Annotated in this window: 13 protein-coding genes; 8 read left to right on the top strand and 5 right to left on the bottom strand. The window is 63.5% G+C overall.

Annotation, left to right across the window (positions count from 1 at the left end):
• The first annotated feature begins 280 nt into the window (after positions 1–280).
• A complete protein-coding gene (locus tag OKC44_RS01060; protein WP_029301350.1) occupies positions 281–1,936 on the top strand; it encodes a methyl-accepting chemotaxis protein in 1,656 nt (551 codons plus the stop codon).
• Between the two features lie 131 nt (positions 1,937–2,067).
• Here the strand turns inward: OKC44_RS01060 and OKC44_RS01055 are convergent, their stop codons facing one another.
• On the bottom strand, positions 2,068–3,798 hold the full coding sequence (locus OKC44_RS01055) for a formate--tetrahydrofolate ligase (protein WP_270810546.1): 1,731 nt from the start codon (positions 3,796–3,798) through the stop codon (positions 2,068–2,070).
• A gap of 66 nt (positions 3,799–3,864) precedes the next feature.
• On the opposite strand from OKC44_RS01055, the gene OKC44_RS01050 reads away from it, so the two are divergent.
• A complete protein-coding gene (locus tag OKC44_RS01050) occupies positions 3,865–4,281 on the top strand; it encodes a hypothetical protein (protein ID WP_270810545.1) in 417 nt (138 codons plus the stop codon).
• Positions 4,282–4,310: 29 nt separating this feature from the next.
• Here OKC44_RS01050 and OKC44_RS01045 read toward each other — a convergent pair whose 3' ends face one another.
• Positions 4,311–5,213 (bottom strand): LysR family transcriptional regulator, encoded by a 903-nt coding sequence (locus OKC44_RS01045; RefSeq protein ID WP_017409884.1) that lies wholly within the window; start codon positions 5,211–5,213, stop codon positions 4,311–4,313.
• A 110-nt stretch (positions 5,214–5,323) separates the two neighbouring features.
• On the opposite strand from OKC44_RS01045, the gene OKC44_RS01040 reads away from it, so the two are divergent.
• The 4 genes from OKC44_RS01040 to OKC44_RS01025 all read left to right on the top strand — a co-directional run bounded on the left by OKC44_RS01040 (position 5,324) and on the right by OKC44_RS01025 (position 8,278).
• A complete protein-coding gene (locus tag OKC44_RS01040; protein WP_011705502.1) occupies positions 5,324–5,884 on the top strand; it encodes a YceI family protein in 561 nt (186 codons plus the stop codon).
• A complete protein-coding gene (locus tag OKC44_RS01035) occupies positions 5,884–6,621 on the top strand; it encodes a hypothetical protein (RefSeq protein ID WP_270810542.1) in 738 nt (245 codons plus the stop codon). The genes OKC44_RS01040 and OKC44_RS01035 overlap by 1 nt, the downstream gene beginning before the upstream one ends.
• A gap of 186 nt (positions 6,622–6,807) precedes the next feature.
• Positions 6,808–7,929, top strand: a complete 1,122-nt coding sequence (locus OKC44_RS01030) for an adenosylhomocysteinase (RefSeq protein ID WP_201975134.1) — start codon at positions 6,808–6,810, stop codon at positions 7,927–7,929.
• Positions 7,930–7,966: 37 nt separating this feature from the next.
• Positions 7,967–8,278 carry a SelT/SelW/SelH family protein gene (locus tag OKC44_RS01025; protein WP_017781774.1) on the top strand — a complete coding sequence of 104 codons (312 nt, stop codon included), beginning with the start codon at positions 7,967–7,969 and terminating at the stop codon, positions 8,276–8,278.
• A 62-nt stretch (positions 8,279–8,340) separates the two neighbouring features.
• Here the strand turns inward: OKC44_RS01025 and OKC44_RS01020 are convergent, their stop codons facing one another.
• On the bottom strand, positions 8,341–10,065 hold the full coding sequence (locus OKC44_RS01020; RefSeq protein WP_270810537.1) for a lysophospholipid acyltransferase family protein: 1,725 nt from the start codon (positions 10,063–10,065) through the stop codon (positions 8,341–8,343).
• Between the two features lie 141 nt (positions 10,066–10,206).
• Positions 10,207–11,430 (bottom strand): peptidase T, encoded by a 1,224-nt coding sequence (pepT, locus tag OKC44_RS01015; RefSeq protein WP_270810535.1) that lies wholly within the window; start codon positions 11,428–11,430, stop codon positions 10,207–10,209.
• A 1,067-nt stretch (positions 11,431–12,497) separates the two neighbouring features.
• Here pepT and speA point away from each other — a divergent pair.
• Both speA and OKC44_RS01005 read left to right on the top strand, forming a co-directional pair.
• Positions 12,498–14,399 carry a biosynthetic arginine decarboxylase gene (speA, locus tag OKC44_RS01010; RefSeq protein WP_270810533.1) on the top strand — a complete coding sequence of 634 codons (1,902 nt, stop codon included), beginning with the start codon at positions 12,498–12,500 and terminating at the stop codon, positions 14,397–14,399.
• Between the two features lie 273 nt (positions 14,400–14,672).
• A complete protein-coding gene (locus tag OKC44_RS01005; RefSeq protein ID WP_011705509.1) occupies positions 14,673–14,861 on the top strand; it encodes a hypothetical protein in 189 nt (62 codons plus the stop codon).
• A gap of 65 nt (positions 14,862–14,926) precedes the next feature.
• Here the strand turns inward: OKC44_RS01005 and OKC44_RS01000 are convergent, their stop codons facing one another.
• Positions 14,927–15,217 (bottom strand): hypothetical protein, encoded by a 291-nt coding sequence (locus tag OKC44_RS01000; protein WP_270810531.1) that lies wholly within the window; start codon positions 15,215–15,217, stop codon positions 14,927–14,929.
• Positions 15,218–15,304 lie beyond the last annotated feature (87 nt).

Genomic DNA, 15,304 nt, shown 5'->3' with positions numbered 1-15,304 from the left:
CATGGCTTGGGTGCGCTCTTTGGGAGTGCAGGCAAGCCAGCAAGGTGCCTGTTCCGGCGGCTCTCTCGACCGGGGTCTTGCTGCTGTTTCCCTGCCATGCGCCATCGCGGCTTGGGCTCGGCGCTTGGGCAGATCGGCACTTTGGCAACACTGTTCGCCTCGTTCATGCAAGGACATAGATTCATCAAGGCTGGATGAGCCGCCATGAAGGCGGTGACCGCGGATCGTATCGCTACGGTCCAGACGAGCGTTATCTGTTCACTCATATCCAGGACATGCCATGAATACCAGTACCATGACCATTGGCAAGAAACTCACCGCCGGCTTTGCCGTGCTCGGCCTGATGATGGCCTTTATCGGCGGCTTCTCGTTGCTGCAGTTTGGCAACATGAACCGGGCGGCCATCGGCTTTACCGACAGCATACTGCCCGCCGTGGTGCGCACCAGCACCCTGGGTGAGACCATCAACACCCTGCGCCGCTATGAACTGGATGTGTTTCTGGTGGCGGCCGATCCGCAGCAGCGGGCCCACTATCGGGATCTCAGCGAGCAGAGCCTGCAAGAGGTTGCCCGGCAGGTCAAAGCCCACGATGCCACCATCTGGGCAGAGGATGTGGAGGAGCGTCGCACCTTCGATATCGTCAAGCAGGATTGGGACAAGTACGTCGCCCTGCACCAGCGGGTGCGGCTGATGCAGGATGGCGGCCAGCTGGCCGAGGCCCAGCAGCTGTTCATGAGCGAGGGGATCACCCTCTATACCAACCTGGCCAAGTCGGTGGCGGACCTGATCCGCATCAACCACGGCTACTCCGTGGGCTCCCGTGCCCAGGTGGTGGAGGCGTTTGACAGCGCCAAGCTGAGCATCATCATCGCCCTGCTGCTGGGTCTGGGGTTGGCGGCCGTGCTCTCCACCGTGCTGACCCGCCAGATCCGCGATCCCTTGGTGATGCTGGCCCGTCAGGCGCAGCGCATCGCGAGCGGTGATCTGGGCAAGGGCGAACTGCAGGAGTGGATCCGCGGCAGTCGCTTCAAGCGTGACGAACTGGGCCAGCTCGGCGCCGCCATCGATCGCATGCAGGGTTCGCTTGCGGATCTGGTGAGCGAGATCGCCGGCTCGGTGAGCCAGCTCAGCAGCGCGGTGGAGGAGGTGAGCGCCATCTCCGAGCAATCCGCCACCGGCATGGCTCGCCAGCAGAGCGAGGTTTCCCAGGTCGCCACCGCCATGAACGAGATGCAGTCCACCGTCAACGAGGTGGCCCGCAACACCACGGATGCCATGAGTGCCGCCAAGGATGCCTCCCGCACCTCGACCCAGGGCAACCAGGTGGTGCGCAGCGCCATCAGCAGCATCGAGGAGGTGTCGGTCAAGATTGAGCAGGCGGGCGCCGTGGTGCAGCAGCTGGAGCAGGACAGCAACAACATCAGCATGGTGCTGGACGTCATTCGCGGTATCGCCGAGCAGACCAACCTGCTGGCGCTCAACGCGGCCATCGAGGCGGCCCGTGCCGGCGAGCAGGGTCGCGGCTTTGCGGTCGTTGCCGACGAGGTACGCTCTCTGGCCCAGCGTACCCAGAACTCCACCGCCGAGATCAGCAAGATGATCGAGGTGTTGCAGGAGCGCACCGCCGAGGCGGGCAGCGCCATGCAGCTGAGTCGCCAGCAGATGCAGGAGAGCGTGGGGCTGGCCCGGGAAGCGGGCAGCAGCATCGACACCATCAACGGTGCCGTCACCCAGATCACCGACATGAACACCCTGATCGCCACCGCCACCGAGGAGCAGAACGCGGTGACCGAGGAGCTCAACCGCAGCATCGTCAACATCCACAATGCGGCCGACGAGAACGCCCTGGGGGCCCAGCAGACCGCCCAGGCCTGCGTGGAGCTGAGCAAGCTGGCCAATACGCTGCACCATATGACCCAGCGTTTCACCCTCTAAGGCTGCCCCTTGGTCACTGATAACAGAAGGCCCCGTCCATTGGCGGGGCCTTGTTGTTTCTGGCAGGTTTGCTGATCGCAGGGTCGATGAGCGCAGCGCCATCGGCCGGCGCCAGACCCTTATCCGGCCATTTAGCTCAGCCCGACGATATCGCCGTTATCGTCGATGTCGATGTGACGGTAGGCCGGCAGGCTGCCAAGGCCCGGCATGGTCATGATGGGGCCCGCTAGGGCATAGACAAAACCGGCACCGGCGCACAGCTTCACCTCCTCGATGGGCACCTCGAAGTCCGTCGGCACCCCCTTGAGGGCGGGATCATGGCTGATGGAGAGCGGCGTCTTGGCCACACAGACCGGCAAGTGATCCCACCCCTCGGCAGAGAGTTGTGCCAGCTGCCGGCGCGCGCGCTCAGAGAGCTGCACGCCGCGCCCACCGTAGCCGCACTCCACCAGAGTCGCTAGCTTGGCGTCGAGGCTCATCTCGTCGGGATAGAGCAGTTTGACCTTGCCCGGTTGCTCACAGGCGGCCACCACCGCCTGGGCCAGCTCGCTGGCACCGGCCCCACCCTGGGTAAAGGCGCTGGAGATGGCGCAGCCACAAGCGCCGGCCCGCACTGCCGCGTGGGCCAGCAAGGCCAGCTCGGCCTCGCTGTCGGTGGGGAAGCGGTTGATGGCGACCACCACCGGCACCCCGTAGCGGCGAGCATTGGCGATGTGCCAGCCGAGGTTGGCGCAGCCCTGCTCAAGGGTGGGCAAGTCTTCCCCCAGCAGGCTCTCCGGCAGCGGCTGACCCGGGCGGATATCGAGCAGGCCGCTGTTGGCCTTGAGGCCGCGCACCGTCGCCACCAGCACCACGCAGGCCGGCGTGATGCCGGACTGGCGATGCTTGATGTTGAAGAACTTCTCCAGCCCCATGTCGGAGCCAAAGCCCGCCTCGGTCACCACGTAATCGGTGAGGCCGAGGGCCATGCGATCGGCGATCACCGAGGAGTTGCCGTGGGCGATGTTGGCAAAGGGGCCGGCGTGCACCAGCACCGGAGTCTGCTCGGTGGTCTGCATCAGGGTCGGCTGCAGAGCCTCTTTGAGCAGCACTGTCATGGCGCCCGCCACTTCCAGCTGCTCGGCGGTGATGGGCTTGCCGTGCAGGTCGCGGGCCAGCTGGATGCGGCCGATGCGCTGGCGCAGGTCTTTCAGATTGCTCGCCAGCGCCAGAATGGCCATCAGCTCGGAGGCGGCGGTGATGACGAAGCGATCCTGGCGCTCGATGCCATCGGCGGCGGCGCCCTGGCCGACGGTGAGGTGGCGCAGGGCGCGGTCGTTCATGTCGAGGGTGCGCGGCCAGAGGATGTTGTCTGCATCGATATCGAGGCGCTGCAGGCCGGTTCTGGCGCTGAACTGGTCACCGAGCTTGCGCTCATGGAACAGGCGGGCATCGAGGGCCGCCGCCGCCAGGTTGTGGGCGGCGGTGAGGGCGTGAAAGTCGCCGGTGAGGTGGAGGTTCATCTCCTCCATCGGCACCACCTGGGCGTGACCGCCACCGGCGGCGCCCCCCTTGACCCCGAACACCGGGCCCAGGCTCGGCTGGCGGATGGTGGCGATGCTGGGCTGGCCGATGTGGTTGAGCCCCATGGAGAGGCCGAGGGTGGTCACCGTCTTGCCCTCGCCAAGCGGGGTGGGGGTGATGGCGCTCACCAGCACCAGCTTGCCCGCCGGTTTGGGGAGAGACTTGAGCAGCTCGAGGCTGAGTTTGCCCTTGTAGTGACCGTAAGGATGGAGCTGGTGCGAAGGGATGGCGAGGCGTTCGGCCAGCGCGTGAATGGGGAGACGGGGGGACTGGCGGGAGATCTCGATATCGCTTAGCATCAGCACCTCGTTGGCATGTCAGGTCAAATATGCGGCGCAGTCTAGTGGAATCAACAGGGTTATCCAATGAGTAATAATATTTTGTCCGGCAATCGTGAGCTGCATCTAACGCCCATCGAGCTGGATCTCAACGCCCTTTATCACCCGCCCAAACAGCCGTTGACCGCGCTGGGGGTCGTCAGCGCCTTCATTCCGCTGTTTGGTTATGGCTGGCAGGCGATGACCCAGGATCCCGAGACCCACTTTCGCCACGAACTGGGCAAGCGCATCAACAAGCACAAGACCGATGAAGCCAATCTCATCCTGACCCTGCAGCTGGCCGGCATGCTCGACTGCCACTGCCTGCACATCACCCTGCCCTATGCCTTTGACGAGGCGCAGCTGGCGACCCTGCGCCAGCGCCTGCCGCGCTGGCAGCTGAACTTGCGCGACTTGCAGCTGGTGGCCGAGCTGCCGCTGCCTGCCGATAGCGCCGCCTCATAGTCATCCCGTCACCTCGGCCGCAGCAAGACTTAAGCCTTGCGATCCCAGTAGTGGGGGGCGAGATAGCGCTCCTGCACGAATTCGATGAAACAGCGCACCTTGGCCGAGACGAAACGGCGGTGCGGATAGAGGGCATAGAGCCCCACCTGCCCCTTCTCCCACTCCGGCAGCAGTGACACCAGGGCGCCGGAGCGCAGCGCATCGCCGACGATGAAGGTGGGCTGCAATATGATGCCCTGATCGTCGCAGGCCGCCCTGGTCAGGGCCACCCCGTTATTGGCCCGCAGCGGCCCCTGCGGGCGCACGCTCAGCTGTTCGCCATCCCGTTTGAACACCCAGTCCGGCTGGGTCAGGGTGTAGAGCAGGCAGTCGTGCTGCTTGAGATCCTCCGGGGTGCTCGGCGTGCCTCGGCGGGCCAGATAGGCCGGGCTGGCACATACCTCCAGCCGCATCATGGCCAGCGGCTTGGCCACCAGGGAGGAGTCTGGCAGGTTGCCGATGCGCAGCGCCAGATCGAACCCCTCTTCCACCAGCGCCACCCGTCGGTCGCTGTACTCTATCTCCAGCTTCAGATCCGGGTAGCGTTCACGAAACAGCGGCAGGGCAGGGGAGAGGTGCAGGTAGCCGAAATCCATCGGCACCGACAGCTTGAGGGTGCCCTGGGGTTGCTGGTTGTTGCGGGTGAGCTGGCTGTGGGTCTCTTCGAGCTCCGCCAGCAGCGCCTGGGAGCGCTGGTAGTAGAACTGGCCGGCCTCGGTGGGGTTGACCTGGCGGGTGGTGCGCGACAGCAGCCGGGTGGAGAGCGACTCCTCCAGTTGCTGCATCAGCTTGGAGGTCATGGCGACCGAGATGCCGAGCTGGTTGGCGGCCTTGGTAAAACTTTGACACTCCACCACCTTGATGAAGGTGCGCATGGCGGCTATCTGGTCCATCTTTCACTCTCAGTTGATAATTATTTTAATAAATCGCTGATTATCTATTCCGATATGGAGGTTAGCATCTTGGCTGTTGTTGTGAACCCCCAATATGAAGGAACGAACGGATGAAAATGACCAAGGCCCTGCTGGCCTCCTGCCTGTTTATGGCGGCTCCCCTGATGGCAGCCGATTACGACGTCGATGCGGCGCACACCACGGTGCAGTTCAAGGTGGGTCACCTCGGCTTCTCCGAACTGGTGGGCCGTTTCAATACCTTCAGCGGCACCTTCAGCATGGACGACGCCAACCCGGCGGCGGCCAAGGCGAGCTTCGAGATCGATGCCGCCAGCGTGGACTCCAACCACGAGCCGCGCGACAAACACCTGCGCAGCCCCGATTTCCTCGACGTGAAGCAGTTCCCCAAGATGACCTTCGTCAGCTCCGGCTATGAGGGCACCAAGGATAAGGGCGTACTGAAAGGTACCCTGACCCTGCACGGCGTCTCCAAGGAAGTGGCCTTCGATCTGGTCCACATCGGTGAAGGCAAGGATCCCTGGGGTGGCTACCGCAGCGGCTTCAACGCCACCACCACCATCAAGCGCAGCGATTTTGGCGTGAACTACATGGTGCCGAACATCCCCGACGAGATGAGCATCAATCTGTTCGTCGAAGGCGTGCGCAAGTAATGGGCGCGGCACTCCTGCTGCAAACCCTGGCGGCTCCTTTGGGAGCCGCTTTGCTGTCGTGGCGCTGGCCGCGGCTGGGGTATCTGTGGGGCGCCCTGGCGCTCTGGTTGGTGGGCTGCCTGCTGGGCGGTGCCTACGGGCTGCCGGTCAAGGCGTGGCAGTGGCTGCCGCTGACTCTGCTGGTGCCCGCCCTGGCGGCGCAGCTGGCCGACCAGCGGGCCGCGCTTGCGCTGTTTGCCGCTCTGGGGGCGCTGGTGTGGTGGCAGGGGCTGGCCTCTGTGCTGGCGAGCGAGCCTGCCATCTGGCTGGCGTTGCTGCCTGCCATCGCCTGGCTGGGATGGACCGGGATGCGCGGTGACAGCCGCGAGGGGCTCGGCTTTGCCCTCGGCTTCATCTGGCTGGCGCTGGTGATCGGCATCGACGGCAGCCTGCTGATTGCCCAGCTGGCCGGCGCGCTGGCGGCGTTCGCCGGTTTCCGCGCCCTGCTCGGGGCCTTTGCCGGCAGCCAGGTGGCGCCCGCGGCGCTCGGGTTGGCGCTGGCCTTTGTCCAGATGCTCGCCTGGCAATACGTGGAAGTGCCGCTGCTGGTGCTGCTGCCGGTCTGGCTGCTGCCGCTGCTGGAGTGGACCTTGCGCAGCAAGCCCTGGATCCAGCGCTGGGCCCTGCTGATCCTGCTGGCGGGGGTGGGGGCCGGACTCAGCCTCTGGAAGGTGTGGCCGGAAGCCTCGTTGTACTGATTTTTAGCATAAAAAACAGACAATTAACCTGAAAGTTGCCGACTTCGTCATAGTCTGCACAGATAAAGATTGAGCCCCATAGTGCTTTCAGATAAAAAGGATTTTCAATTATCTGGACACACACAGAACCCGGTCTGACCGGGTTCTGTTTGCCTGCTTGTTTGCGGCGCGCTAAGGAGGCCACAGTTGCGCAGTCAAGGATCTGAGCATCTGTTTTTTCGCCATTTCACCGAGCAGGGACGTCTCGACGGGCTCTGCATCCTGCTGGTTACCCATCTGCTTCCCGATCGCCCCGAGTTTATCCAGGCCCTCGATCAGATCGGGCGGATCGGCGCCATCCTGCCCAAACCCAAGTCAGTGCATGGACCGACCCTGACCTGGGCCCAGCAACACTATCCGGTACTGCCCCTCAATCGCCAGTGGACCAACACCCCGCAGGGAGTGATCGAGCACATAGCCCCGCTGGTGGCGCCCCATGAGCGGCTGATCATCCTCGATATCGGGGGCTATTTCGCCAGAACCCAGGTCACCCTCAGCGAGTATTTCGGCCCCCGCTTCCTCGGGGTGGTGGAGATGACCGAAAACGGCCATCAGCGCTACGAGCAGGAGGTGCTGGCCACCCCGGTCATCTCGGTGGCGCGCAGCCCCCTCAAGCAGGCCGAGGATATCCAGATTGGCCTGAGCGTGGTCTACTCCGCCGAATCCCTGGCCCGCACCCTCAACCGTACTTTCAATGTCTGCCAGGCCGCCCTGTTCGGCTACGGCAAGGTGGGGCGCAGCATCGCCCGTGAGCTCAGGTGCCGCAACCTGCATCTGGAGCTGGTGGAGACCGACGTGTTGCGCCAGGTGGAGGCGCTCTCCCACGGCTTCAAGCTGGTGGGCAAGGCCGAAGCCCTCGGTCGGGCCGAGCTGGTGATCTGCTCCACCGGCAACGGCGCGCTGGACTTGGCGGATCTGCAGCAGCTGCGCCCCGGCACCATGGTCGCCTCGGTCACCTCGGCGGACGACGAGTTTGCGTTCTGCCTCGCCCAGCTGCCCTGGCCGAGCGAGGAGGTGTGCCCCCACGTGCTGGCACTGACCCGCCCCGATGGCAGCACCATCTTCTTGCTCAACCGGGGCGAGGCGGTCAACTTCGTCCACGGCGCCGTCATCGGCGAATATGTCTATCTGGTGCTGGCGGAGATCATCGAAGGGGTGCGTCAGCTGGCGTTGCAGCCGCTGGCCCCCGGCCTGTTCGACCTGCCGCAATCGACCATGCGTACCATTGCCCGTCACTGGCTGGCCGACTTCCACGGGGTCGCCCAGTGAGTGCCTTTTTCTTAGCTGCCATTGATGGAGTGACCACATGAGCGACACGACGCTGCCCACCCCCAAACCTCGCATCGAGATCCGCTACTGCACCCTCTGTCGCTGGATGCTGCGCGCCGCCTGGCTGGCCCAGGAGCTGCTCTCCACCTTCGACAGCGATCTCGGCGAGGTGGCGCTGGTGCCGGCCAGCAAGGGGGAATTTCGCATCCTGGTGGACGGGGTGCTGGTATGGGATCGGGTGGCCGATGAGGGCTTCCCCGAGGCCAAGGAGATCAAGCAGCGGGTGCGTGATGTCATCGCCCCCGAGCGCGACCTGGGCCACGCCGATCGCAAGCCGGCCGCCGAGTAGGCCACAGCATCAATGACAGAGAGAGGGAGGCACAGGCCTCCCTCTCTCGTTGTGGCATTCGGTCAACGGTCGGCAGCTGTGCCTGGCTCATCTTCGGCGGGAAGGCCGATATAGCGGGCCCGCTTGTGGGGTTTGAGGCGGCTCACATCCACCCACACCAGGCCGTCGATGCAGTGGTTGAAGTCGGGGTCTATGCCAAAATCCATGAACTGCACGCCGCCCGGCTCGCACAGCTCGGAGTACTGCTTGTAGAGGGTAGGGATGGCGCAGCCCAGGTTGTCGAGACGGGCCTTGAGCTCCCGCAGATCGGCGCCGTAATCCAGCCCGGTAAACAGCGGCGGCGTGGCGGGGTAGGGGCGGCGCGACGGGGCGAGCGCGAGCTCGGGGGAAAAGTGCTGGCGATAGAAGCTCACCAGCAGATCCTTGGCCGCCGCCGGCAGGCTGCCGGAGAGCGACACCGGCCCGAACAGGTAGCGATAGCGGGGATAGCGCGCCAGATAGGCGCCGATGCCGAACCAGAGATAATCGAGCCCCCGCTTGCCCCAGTAGGCGGGCTGGATGAAGCTGCGGCCAAGCTCGATGGCAAGCTCCAGCCTGGGCAGCAATTTCTCTTCAAAGCCGAACAGGGTGTGGCTGTAGAGGCCGCCGAGCCCCTTGCTGGCCAGCAGTTCGGCCACCGGCGCGAAACGGTAGGCGCCGATGATCTCGAGCCGGGCCGGATCCCAGAGAATGAGGTGGTGGTAGTCATCGTCGAAGGCGTCGAGATCCCGCCGCCTGCCGGAGCCTTCCCCCACCGCCCGAAAGGCGATTTCCCGCAGGCGTCCCAGCTCGCGCAGGATCACCGAATGGCTCAGCTCGTGGCGTCGGTAGAGATAGATCCCCTGGCCATCCGGGGTATGGCCGAGCGCCTCGCAGGTGTCGATGGCCTGTTTGAGCTGACGGCGCTCCTCCGGCAGGGCGATGGGGGCCTCGGTGGCCAGCAAACCCCGCTTGCCGCGCCCGACTCGGTAGAGGTGGCTGCGCACCAGCCGGGCCGCGCTCTTGGCTGGCAGCTCCTGCACTCCGCTCACCGGGATGCGGGCACCGATGGTGACGCCGATGCGTTTCCCTTGCTGGCGAAACAGCTGCTTGACCAGCAACAGCCCCGCCCAGTCGTTGTGGAGCCAGGCGGCGAGATAGAAGGAGAGACCGTTGCGCCCGTCCAGGTGGATGGGCACCAGCGGGGTACGGGTGCGCTGGGCCAGCTTGATGAAGCCCACCTGCCAGGGGCCGTCCTTGACCCCCTTGGGGCCGAGGCGCGACACCTCGCCGGCGGGAAAGATCACCAGCGCCCCTTCGCTCGCCAGGTGTTCCCCCATCGCCAGGATGGCGCGCCGGTCGGTCTTGCCGCCCAGGTTGTCCACCGGCAGCAGCAGGGGGCGCAGCGGCGTCAGCTGGGCCAGCAGCTGATTGGCCACTATCTTGACGTCCGGCCGGATGCGGCCGAGCAGGCGCAGCAGGGCCAGCCCGTCGAGGGAGCCGATGGGGTGGTTGGCGACGATGATGACCCGGCCGCTGGCCGGAATGTGCTCGAGCTGGGCCTCGCTCACCCGGTAGTCGAAGTCGAGCTCGGTCAGCGCCTGCTCGACGAAGTCGAGTCCGCGCAGGTGAGGATGACTCGTGGCGAAGCGTTGAAACGCCTGCTCGTGCAGCAGCCAGCGCAGCCCCTGCCGGAGCAGGGGGCGCAGCAGGCCGTGGGCCGAGAGGCGGGGCAGGTGTTGTTGTAGCAGGGCATCGACACTGAACATGGGCTGGGCTCCGATGAGTCGTTGCCCTAGCGTGACGCTCTTCTGTTCCCGCCCCATGGCAGCGGCATGACAGTTTGATGGCAAAGAGGGGAGCCGGTTAACCGGCTCCCCTCTTTGGTCATGGCGGCGACGATGGCCGGTCTAGTCGCGCCAGGCCGAAGTCAGGCGTATCAGCTCCACCAGGGTGGTGACCGCTTTTTCCATGGACTGCAGCGGGATGAACTCGTGCTTGCCGTGGAAGTTGTGGCCGCCGGTAAACAGGTTGGGGCAGGGCAACCCCATAAAGGAGAGCCGCGCGCCGTCGGTACCGCCACGAATGGGCTTGATCCGCGGGGTGACGTCGGCGGCCAGCATGGCGGCCTTGGCCAGCTCGACGATGTGCATGTGCGGCTCGATCTGGCTGCGCATGTTGCGATAGCTGTCGGTCAGGGTGAGCTCGATGCGTGCCCTGGGCGCCTCCAGCTGCAGCGAGGCGACCCGCTCCTTGAGCTGGGCCTTGCGGGCGGCGAAGCCCTCGTCGTCGAAGTCGCGGATGATGTAGTGCAGGCTGGTCTCTTCCACTGTGCCGTTCATCTGGGCCAGGTGGAAGAAGCCCTGATAGCCGTCGGTCGCCTCCGGGGTCTGCTCGGCGGGCATGGCGGCGTGGAAGCGGGCGGCCAGGGTCTGGCTGTTGATCATGCTGCCCTTGGCAGTGCCGGGGTGCACGTTGTTGCCGATAAAGCGCACGGTGGCGCCGGCGGCGTTGAAGTTCTCATATTCGAGCTCACCCAGCTCGCCGCCGTCTACCGTATAGGCCCATTTGGCCGGGAAGCGGTCCAGCGGGAAGCGGTCGGCGCCGCGGCCTATCTCCTCGTCCGGGGTAAAACCGACCCAGACATCGCCACGGGGGATCTCGGGGTGTGCCAGCAGGTGGTCGATGGCGGTGAGGATCTCGGCGATGCCCGCCTTGTCGTCGGCCCCCAGCAGGGTGCTGCCGTCGGTGGTGATGAGATCCTGCCCCAGGTAGTTTTTCAGGAAGCGGTAATCGCGAATGGCCAGCACCTCATCCCCCTTGCCCAGACAGATGTCGCCGCCCTGATAGTTTTCGATGATCTGGGGCACCACGTGCGCCGCCTCGTAGTCGGCGGTATCCATGTGGGCGATGAGGCCGATGGCCGGCGCGTCCGGCTGGTTGCCCGGCAGACAGGCGGTGAGGTAGCCGTATTGGTCCAGGGTGACCCGGCTCAGTCCCATCTGCTGCATCTCGTCGCACAGGGCGCGGGCGAAGACGAGCTGCCCTTCGCTGCTGGGACAGGCGGGATTGGTCACATCGGAGCGGGTATGAAAAGTCACGTAACGCAGAAAACGCTCAAGCAAGGTATCCATTGGCAAGCCTCGTACCGGTGGGGAGGGGCCATTGTGGCCAATCTGGCGGCGCGGCTTTTTGCGTCAGCGCAGTTTTTGCCGCATTTTTTGGCGAAGATCTGGCGGTAAACGTGTAAGGTGGTTCAGGCTGTGGTTGTTGATATCAAGCGCAGCATAAAATATCAAATAACCGACATTTTTAAGCGGCTTGTGATATGGCTCGGCAGGCGCGCAGCACTGAGGGGGTCGGGGGCGACAACGGATGGCGCAAACCGGCGTTATTTTCAGGGTGGAAAAGAGGGGGTGGACGGACTTCTCCCCCCGCTTGCCAGGCCTGCTGGCAGCAAGATTTGATCGCCTTATTAAAAGCAGTTTTTGAACACTATTTTTTATTGTCACCGCTGGCGGTAAGTGTGTACACTCCGCGCCGATCCAAGGGTAACCCTGAGCAGGCAGAGGCCGCCAGACTCCCGGAGGATCAGACGCCTATAGGGCGAGGCACGCAGCAACGACAGACACTGCTAGGGTATGGTTTCTTTAATACCGGTTAGGCTCCGGTATCAGGGAGAACAACGGACACTCAATGTCCAGCTGACCGAGTGAGCCAACGGCTCATCATCTTCCCTTGTCATGGGCGGTCACTGGTGCTGAGCTGGCTGTGGTTGTTGTCGTCTATCAACACGCACGCGTGCTGACGCCTTCGCTTCTCTTCCTTGAAACCTTCCCTTGCTGTCGTGATGGCTGCCGAATGATGAACGGACCGCGTGGCTGATGCTGTCCGTCATCAAAGTACCGCGGCGCTGTGAGCGCAGCACCGCATACCGTTGAGCTTGATGTAAAGCCACCAGCCCCACATCAAGACTCGTTACTTCCCCAAGATCCACCAGGCAGCCTAGGCTTGCCGCGATGTGCAAGGGATGTGACGGAAGGGCCCGGGTCAACCCGCCGCGTAGTGCGCGCAGGTTGCAGGAGTCGCCCTTCCCGAGCCGGCAGGCCGCCTCGGCGCGCCGCACCTTGTCATCGATGGTCTGGATGTGATTGAGGGTAACGAAGGCGACTTCCCGTCGCTCATTTGCGAGGCATAGCCCATGACTAACTGGTCCAGCAAGGACTCCTTGAAGGTCTACAACGTTCCCTACTGGGGTGCGGGTTTTTTCAATATCAATGACGCCGGTCATGTGACCGTTGCTCCCGACAAGTCACGCCCTGACGCACAGATCGTGCTTTCTGACGCCATCGAACAGTTGCGTCAGTCCGGGCTGACCACCCCCGTGCTGCTGCGCTTCCCCGACATCCTCAAGAGTCGGGTCGATGCGCTGTTCAATGCCTTCGGTCAGGCCATCGAAAAGTCAGGCTATGAAGGGGACTACCTCTGCGTTTACCCGATCAAGGTAAACCAGCAGCGTCGTGTCATCGAGACCATCAGCCAGTCCTACAGCGACAAGCCCCGGCTTGGCCTGGAAGCTGGTTCCAAACCGGAACTGCTGGCCGTGCTTTCCCATCACCATGAGCAAGGCTCGGTGATCGTCTGCAACGGTTACAAAGACCGCGAATATATCCGCCACGCTCTGCTCGGCAACCTGATGGGCCACAAGGTCTACATCGTGGTAGAGAAGCCCTCCGAGCTGGAGATGGTGCTGGACGAATCAGCTCGTCTCAACATCAAGCCCAATATCGGCGTGCGTGCCAAGCTCGCGTCCACCGGCTCCGGCATGTGGGAATCGAGCGGTGGCTCCATGTCCAAATTCGGCCTGTCAGCCTCCCAGATCCTGGCGCTGATCGAGCGTCTGCGCAGTGTCGGCAAGCTGGATTGCCTGCAACTGCTGCACTTCCATCTGGGTTCCCAGATCGCCAACATCCGCGACATTCAGGGCGGTATCCGCGAGTGCGGCCGTTTCTACGCTGAACTGCGTCGCCTTGGTGCCAACATCGAAGTCGTTGACGTCGGTGGCGGCCTGGGGGTGGACTACGAGGGAACCCGTTCCCAGAGCCACTGCTCCGCCAACTACAGCCTCTCCGAGTACGCCAACAACGTGGTATGGAGCATCGGCGATGTCTGCCGCGAGTTCGACCTGCCGCACCCGACCATCATCAGCGAGTCCGGCCGTGCCCTGACCGCTCACCACGCCGTACTGGTCACCAACATCATTGGTGCCGAAGGGGTGGAGATGAACGATATCAGCGCGCCGGGCGAAGATGCGCCGACCATTCTGCAGAACATGTGGAAAGGGTGGCAGGATCTGAGCGGTGAAGATCCCTCCTTGCTGGAGATCTTCCACGACTCGGTTGCCGATCTGGCTGACGTCAACACCCAGTACACCATGGGGCTGCTCAACCTCGAACAGCGTGCCTGGGCCGAGATGCTGCATCAGAACACCTGTCTGGCGCTCAAAGAGCTGCTCAATCCGGTCAACCGCAACCACCGAGCGCTGGCTGACGAACTGAGTGAAAAGCTGGCTGACAAGTGCTTTGCCAACTTCTCCCTGTTCCAGTCCCTGCCGGATGCTTGGGGTATCGGTCAGGTATTCCCGGTGATGCCGCTCTCCGGTCTCGAGCGTCCGCTCAGCCGTCGCGGCATCCTGATGGATATCACCTGTGACTCCGACGGTCAGGTCGAGCACTACGTCGACGGTCTGGGGGTCGAGAGCACCCTGCCGATGCCGGTTTACGGCGAGAACGAAGAGTGCCACGTCGGCTTCTTCCTGGTCGGTGCCTATCAGGAGATCCTGGGCGACCTGCACAACCTGTTCGGTGACACCCACTGCGCGGAAGTGTGGCTGGACGAAGAGGGCAAGATGGACATTCGCAACGTGGTGCGCGGCGATACCGTCGACCAGCTGCTGCGTTACGTCAACATCGACCCGTCCGTCATTCGCGAGAACTATCAGCGGATCGCCTCCCACCCGGCGCTGGACGACGCGACCCGCAAGGCTTTGCTCGACGAGCTGGAGCTGGGTCTGCAAGGCTACGCCTATCTGGAAGACGAATAAGCCCAAGGCTTGTTCATCCGCACCGCGAGACCACGTGGCGCGGGCATAAAAAACGGCGCCTGCGGGCGCCGTTTTTGTTGCGCACGGATCCGCCGCCGCGGTGAGACTTGAACTGGGGGCTGCTGAGTGGATGTCGGTTTTGGTCCCATGGGCCGCAGATCCGGCAGATATCCGCGTCGGCCGTCGCTTCCCTTGATCTGCATCAAGTTTGCAGCGGCCGGGTTATCTTACGGTCAGAGTGATGTTGAAGGGATGTAACAAAAGGATGTGCGTATGGAACTTGAAAGGGACCCGAGATGCTATACCGACGTCTGTATCGACGGTAAGTGGTATCACTACGATCACTGCAGCACCCACGTCTACATGTTGATGGGGGGGGCCGCGCCGAGCCTGCAGCTGGCCTATGAGCCCAGCAGCGAAGAGGAGCTTATCGAGATGCTCCGCCAGCTCGCCCGCTGCTGAACTACATTGCCAGCATTGCCTGAGGCCATCGGCAGCTTGCCGCTGGCCTCACTTCATTTATCAGCTCAATTGCCCCGCTTCTGCCCCAGCAGTCCCTTGCCGAGCTCTTGCAGGGCGATGGCCGTGGCGTAACCGGCGTCCGACTTGCCTAGCTCATCGGCCACGTAGAGGAAGTTGGAGCGATACTTCTCCACCGCCTCGCGCGGGTTGGCCGCGTCGATGAAATCCTCTTCCACCTCGAACCCCTGCGCCAGCAGCGCCTCTTTCTCGGGCAGGAAGGTGGGGGAGGCCATGTCGATAAAGGTGTACTGCTGCCGGTTGGAGGCCGGGATAGAGAAAAACTGGTACTTCGCCATTTGCGATACCTCGCCTGAACGGTTGTGTCGTGATGCGAGCTTCCTCTCGCCGAACTTTCGTCGAACTGTTTCTCGGGCGTCGAACTG

This window comes from Aeromonas sp. S41-2, assembly GCF_027705845.1.
In the GTDB taxonomy this organism is placed as follows: Bacteria; Pseudomonadota; Gammaproteobacteria; order Enterobacterales; family Aeromonadaceae; genus Aeromonas; species Aeromonas hydrophila.
The sequence above is the reverse complement of the archived record's forward strand: the minus strand, read 5'-3'. Positions and strand labels throughout refer to the sequence as shown.

Coding starts and splice junctions, on each gene's coding strand:
- OKC44_RS01060 (WP_029301350.1), top strand. CDS start 281: ATGAATACCAGTACCATGACCATTGGCAAGAAACTCACCGCCGGCTTT.
- OKC44_RS01055 (WP_270810546.1), bottom strand. CDS start 3,798: ATGCTAAGCGATATCGAGATCTCCCGCCAGTCCCCCCGTCTCCCCATT.
- OKC44_RS01050 (WP_270810545.1), top strand. CDS start 3,865: ATGAGTAATAATATTTTGTCCGGCAATCGTGAGCTGCATCTAACGCCC.
- OKC44_RS01045 (WP_017409884.1), bottom strand. CDS start 5,213: ATGGACCAGATAGCCGCCATGCGCACCTTCATCAAGGTGGTGGAGTGT.
- OKC44_RS01040 (WP_011705502.1), top strand. CDS start 5,324: ATGAAAATGACCAAGGCCCTGCTGGCCTCCTGCCTGTTTATGGCGGCT.
- OKC44_RS01035 (WP_270810542.1), top strand. CDS start 5,884: ATGGGCGCGGCACTCCTGCTGCAAACCCTGGCGGCTCCTTTGGGAGCC.
- OKC44_RS01025 (WP_017781774.1), top strand. CDS start 7,967: ATGAGCGACACGACGCTGCCCACCCCCAAACCTCGCATCGAGATCCGC.
- OKC44_RS01020 (WP_270810537.1), bottom strand. CDS start 10,065: ATGTTCAGTGTCGATGCCCTGCTACAACAACACCTGCCCCGCCTCTCG.
- pepT (WP_270810535.1), bottom strand. CDS start 11,430: ATGGATACCTTGCTTGAGCGTTTTCTGCGTTACGTGACTTTTCATACC.
- speA (WP_270810533.1), top strand. CDS start 12,498: ATGACTAACTGGTCCAGCAAGGACTCCTTGAAGGTCTACAACGTTCCC.
- OKC44_RS01005 (WP_011705509.1), top strand. CDS start 14,673: ATGGAACTTGAAAGGGACCCGAGATGCTATACCGACGTCTGTATCGAC.
- OKC44_RS01000 (WP_270810531.1), bottom strand. CDS start 15,217: ATGGCGAAGTACCAGTTTTTCTCTATCCCGGCCTCCAACCGGCAGCAG.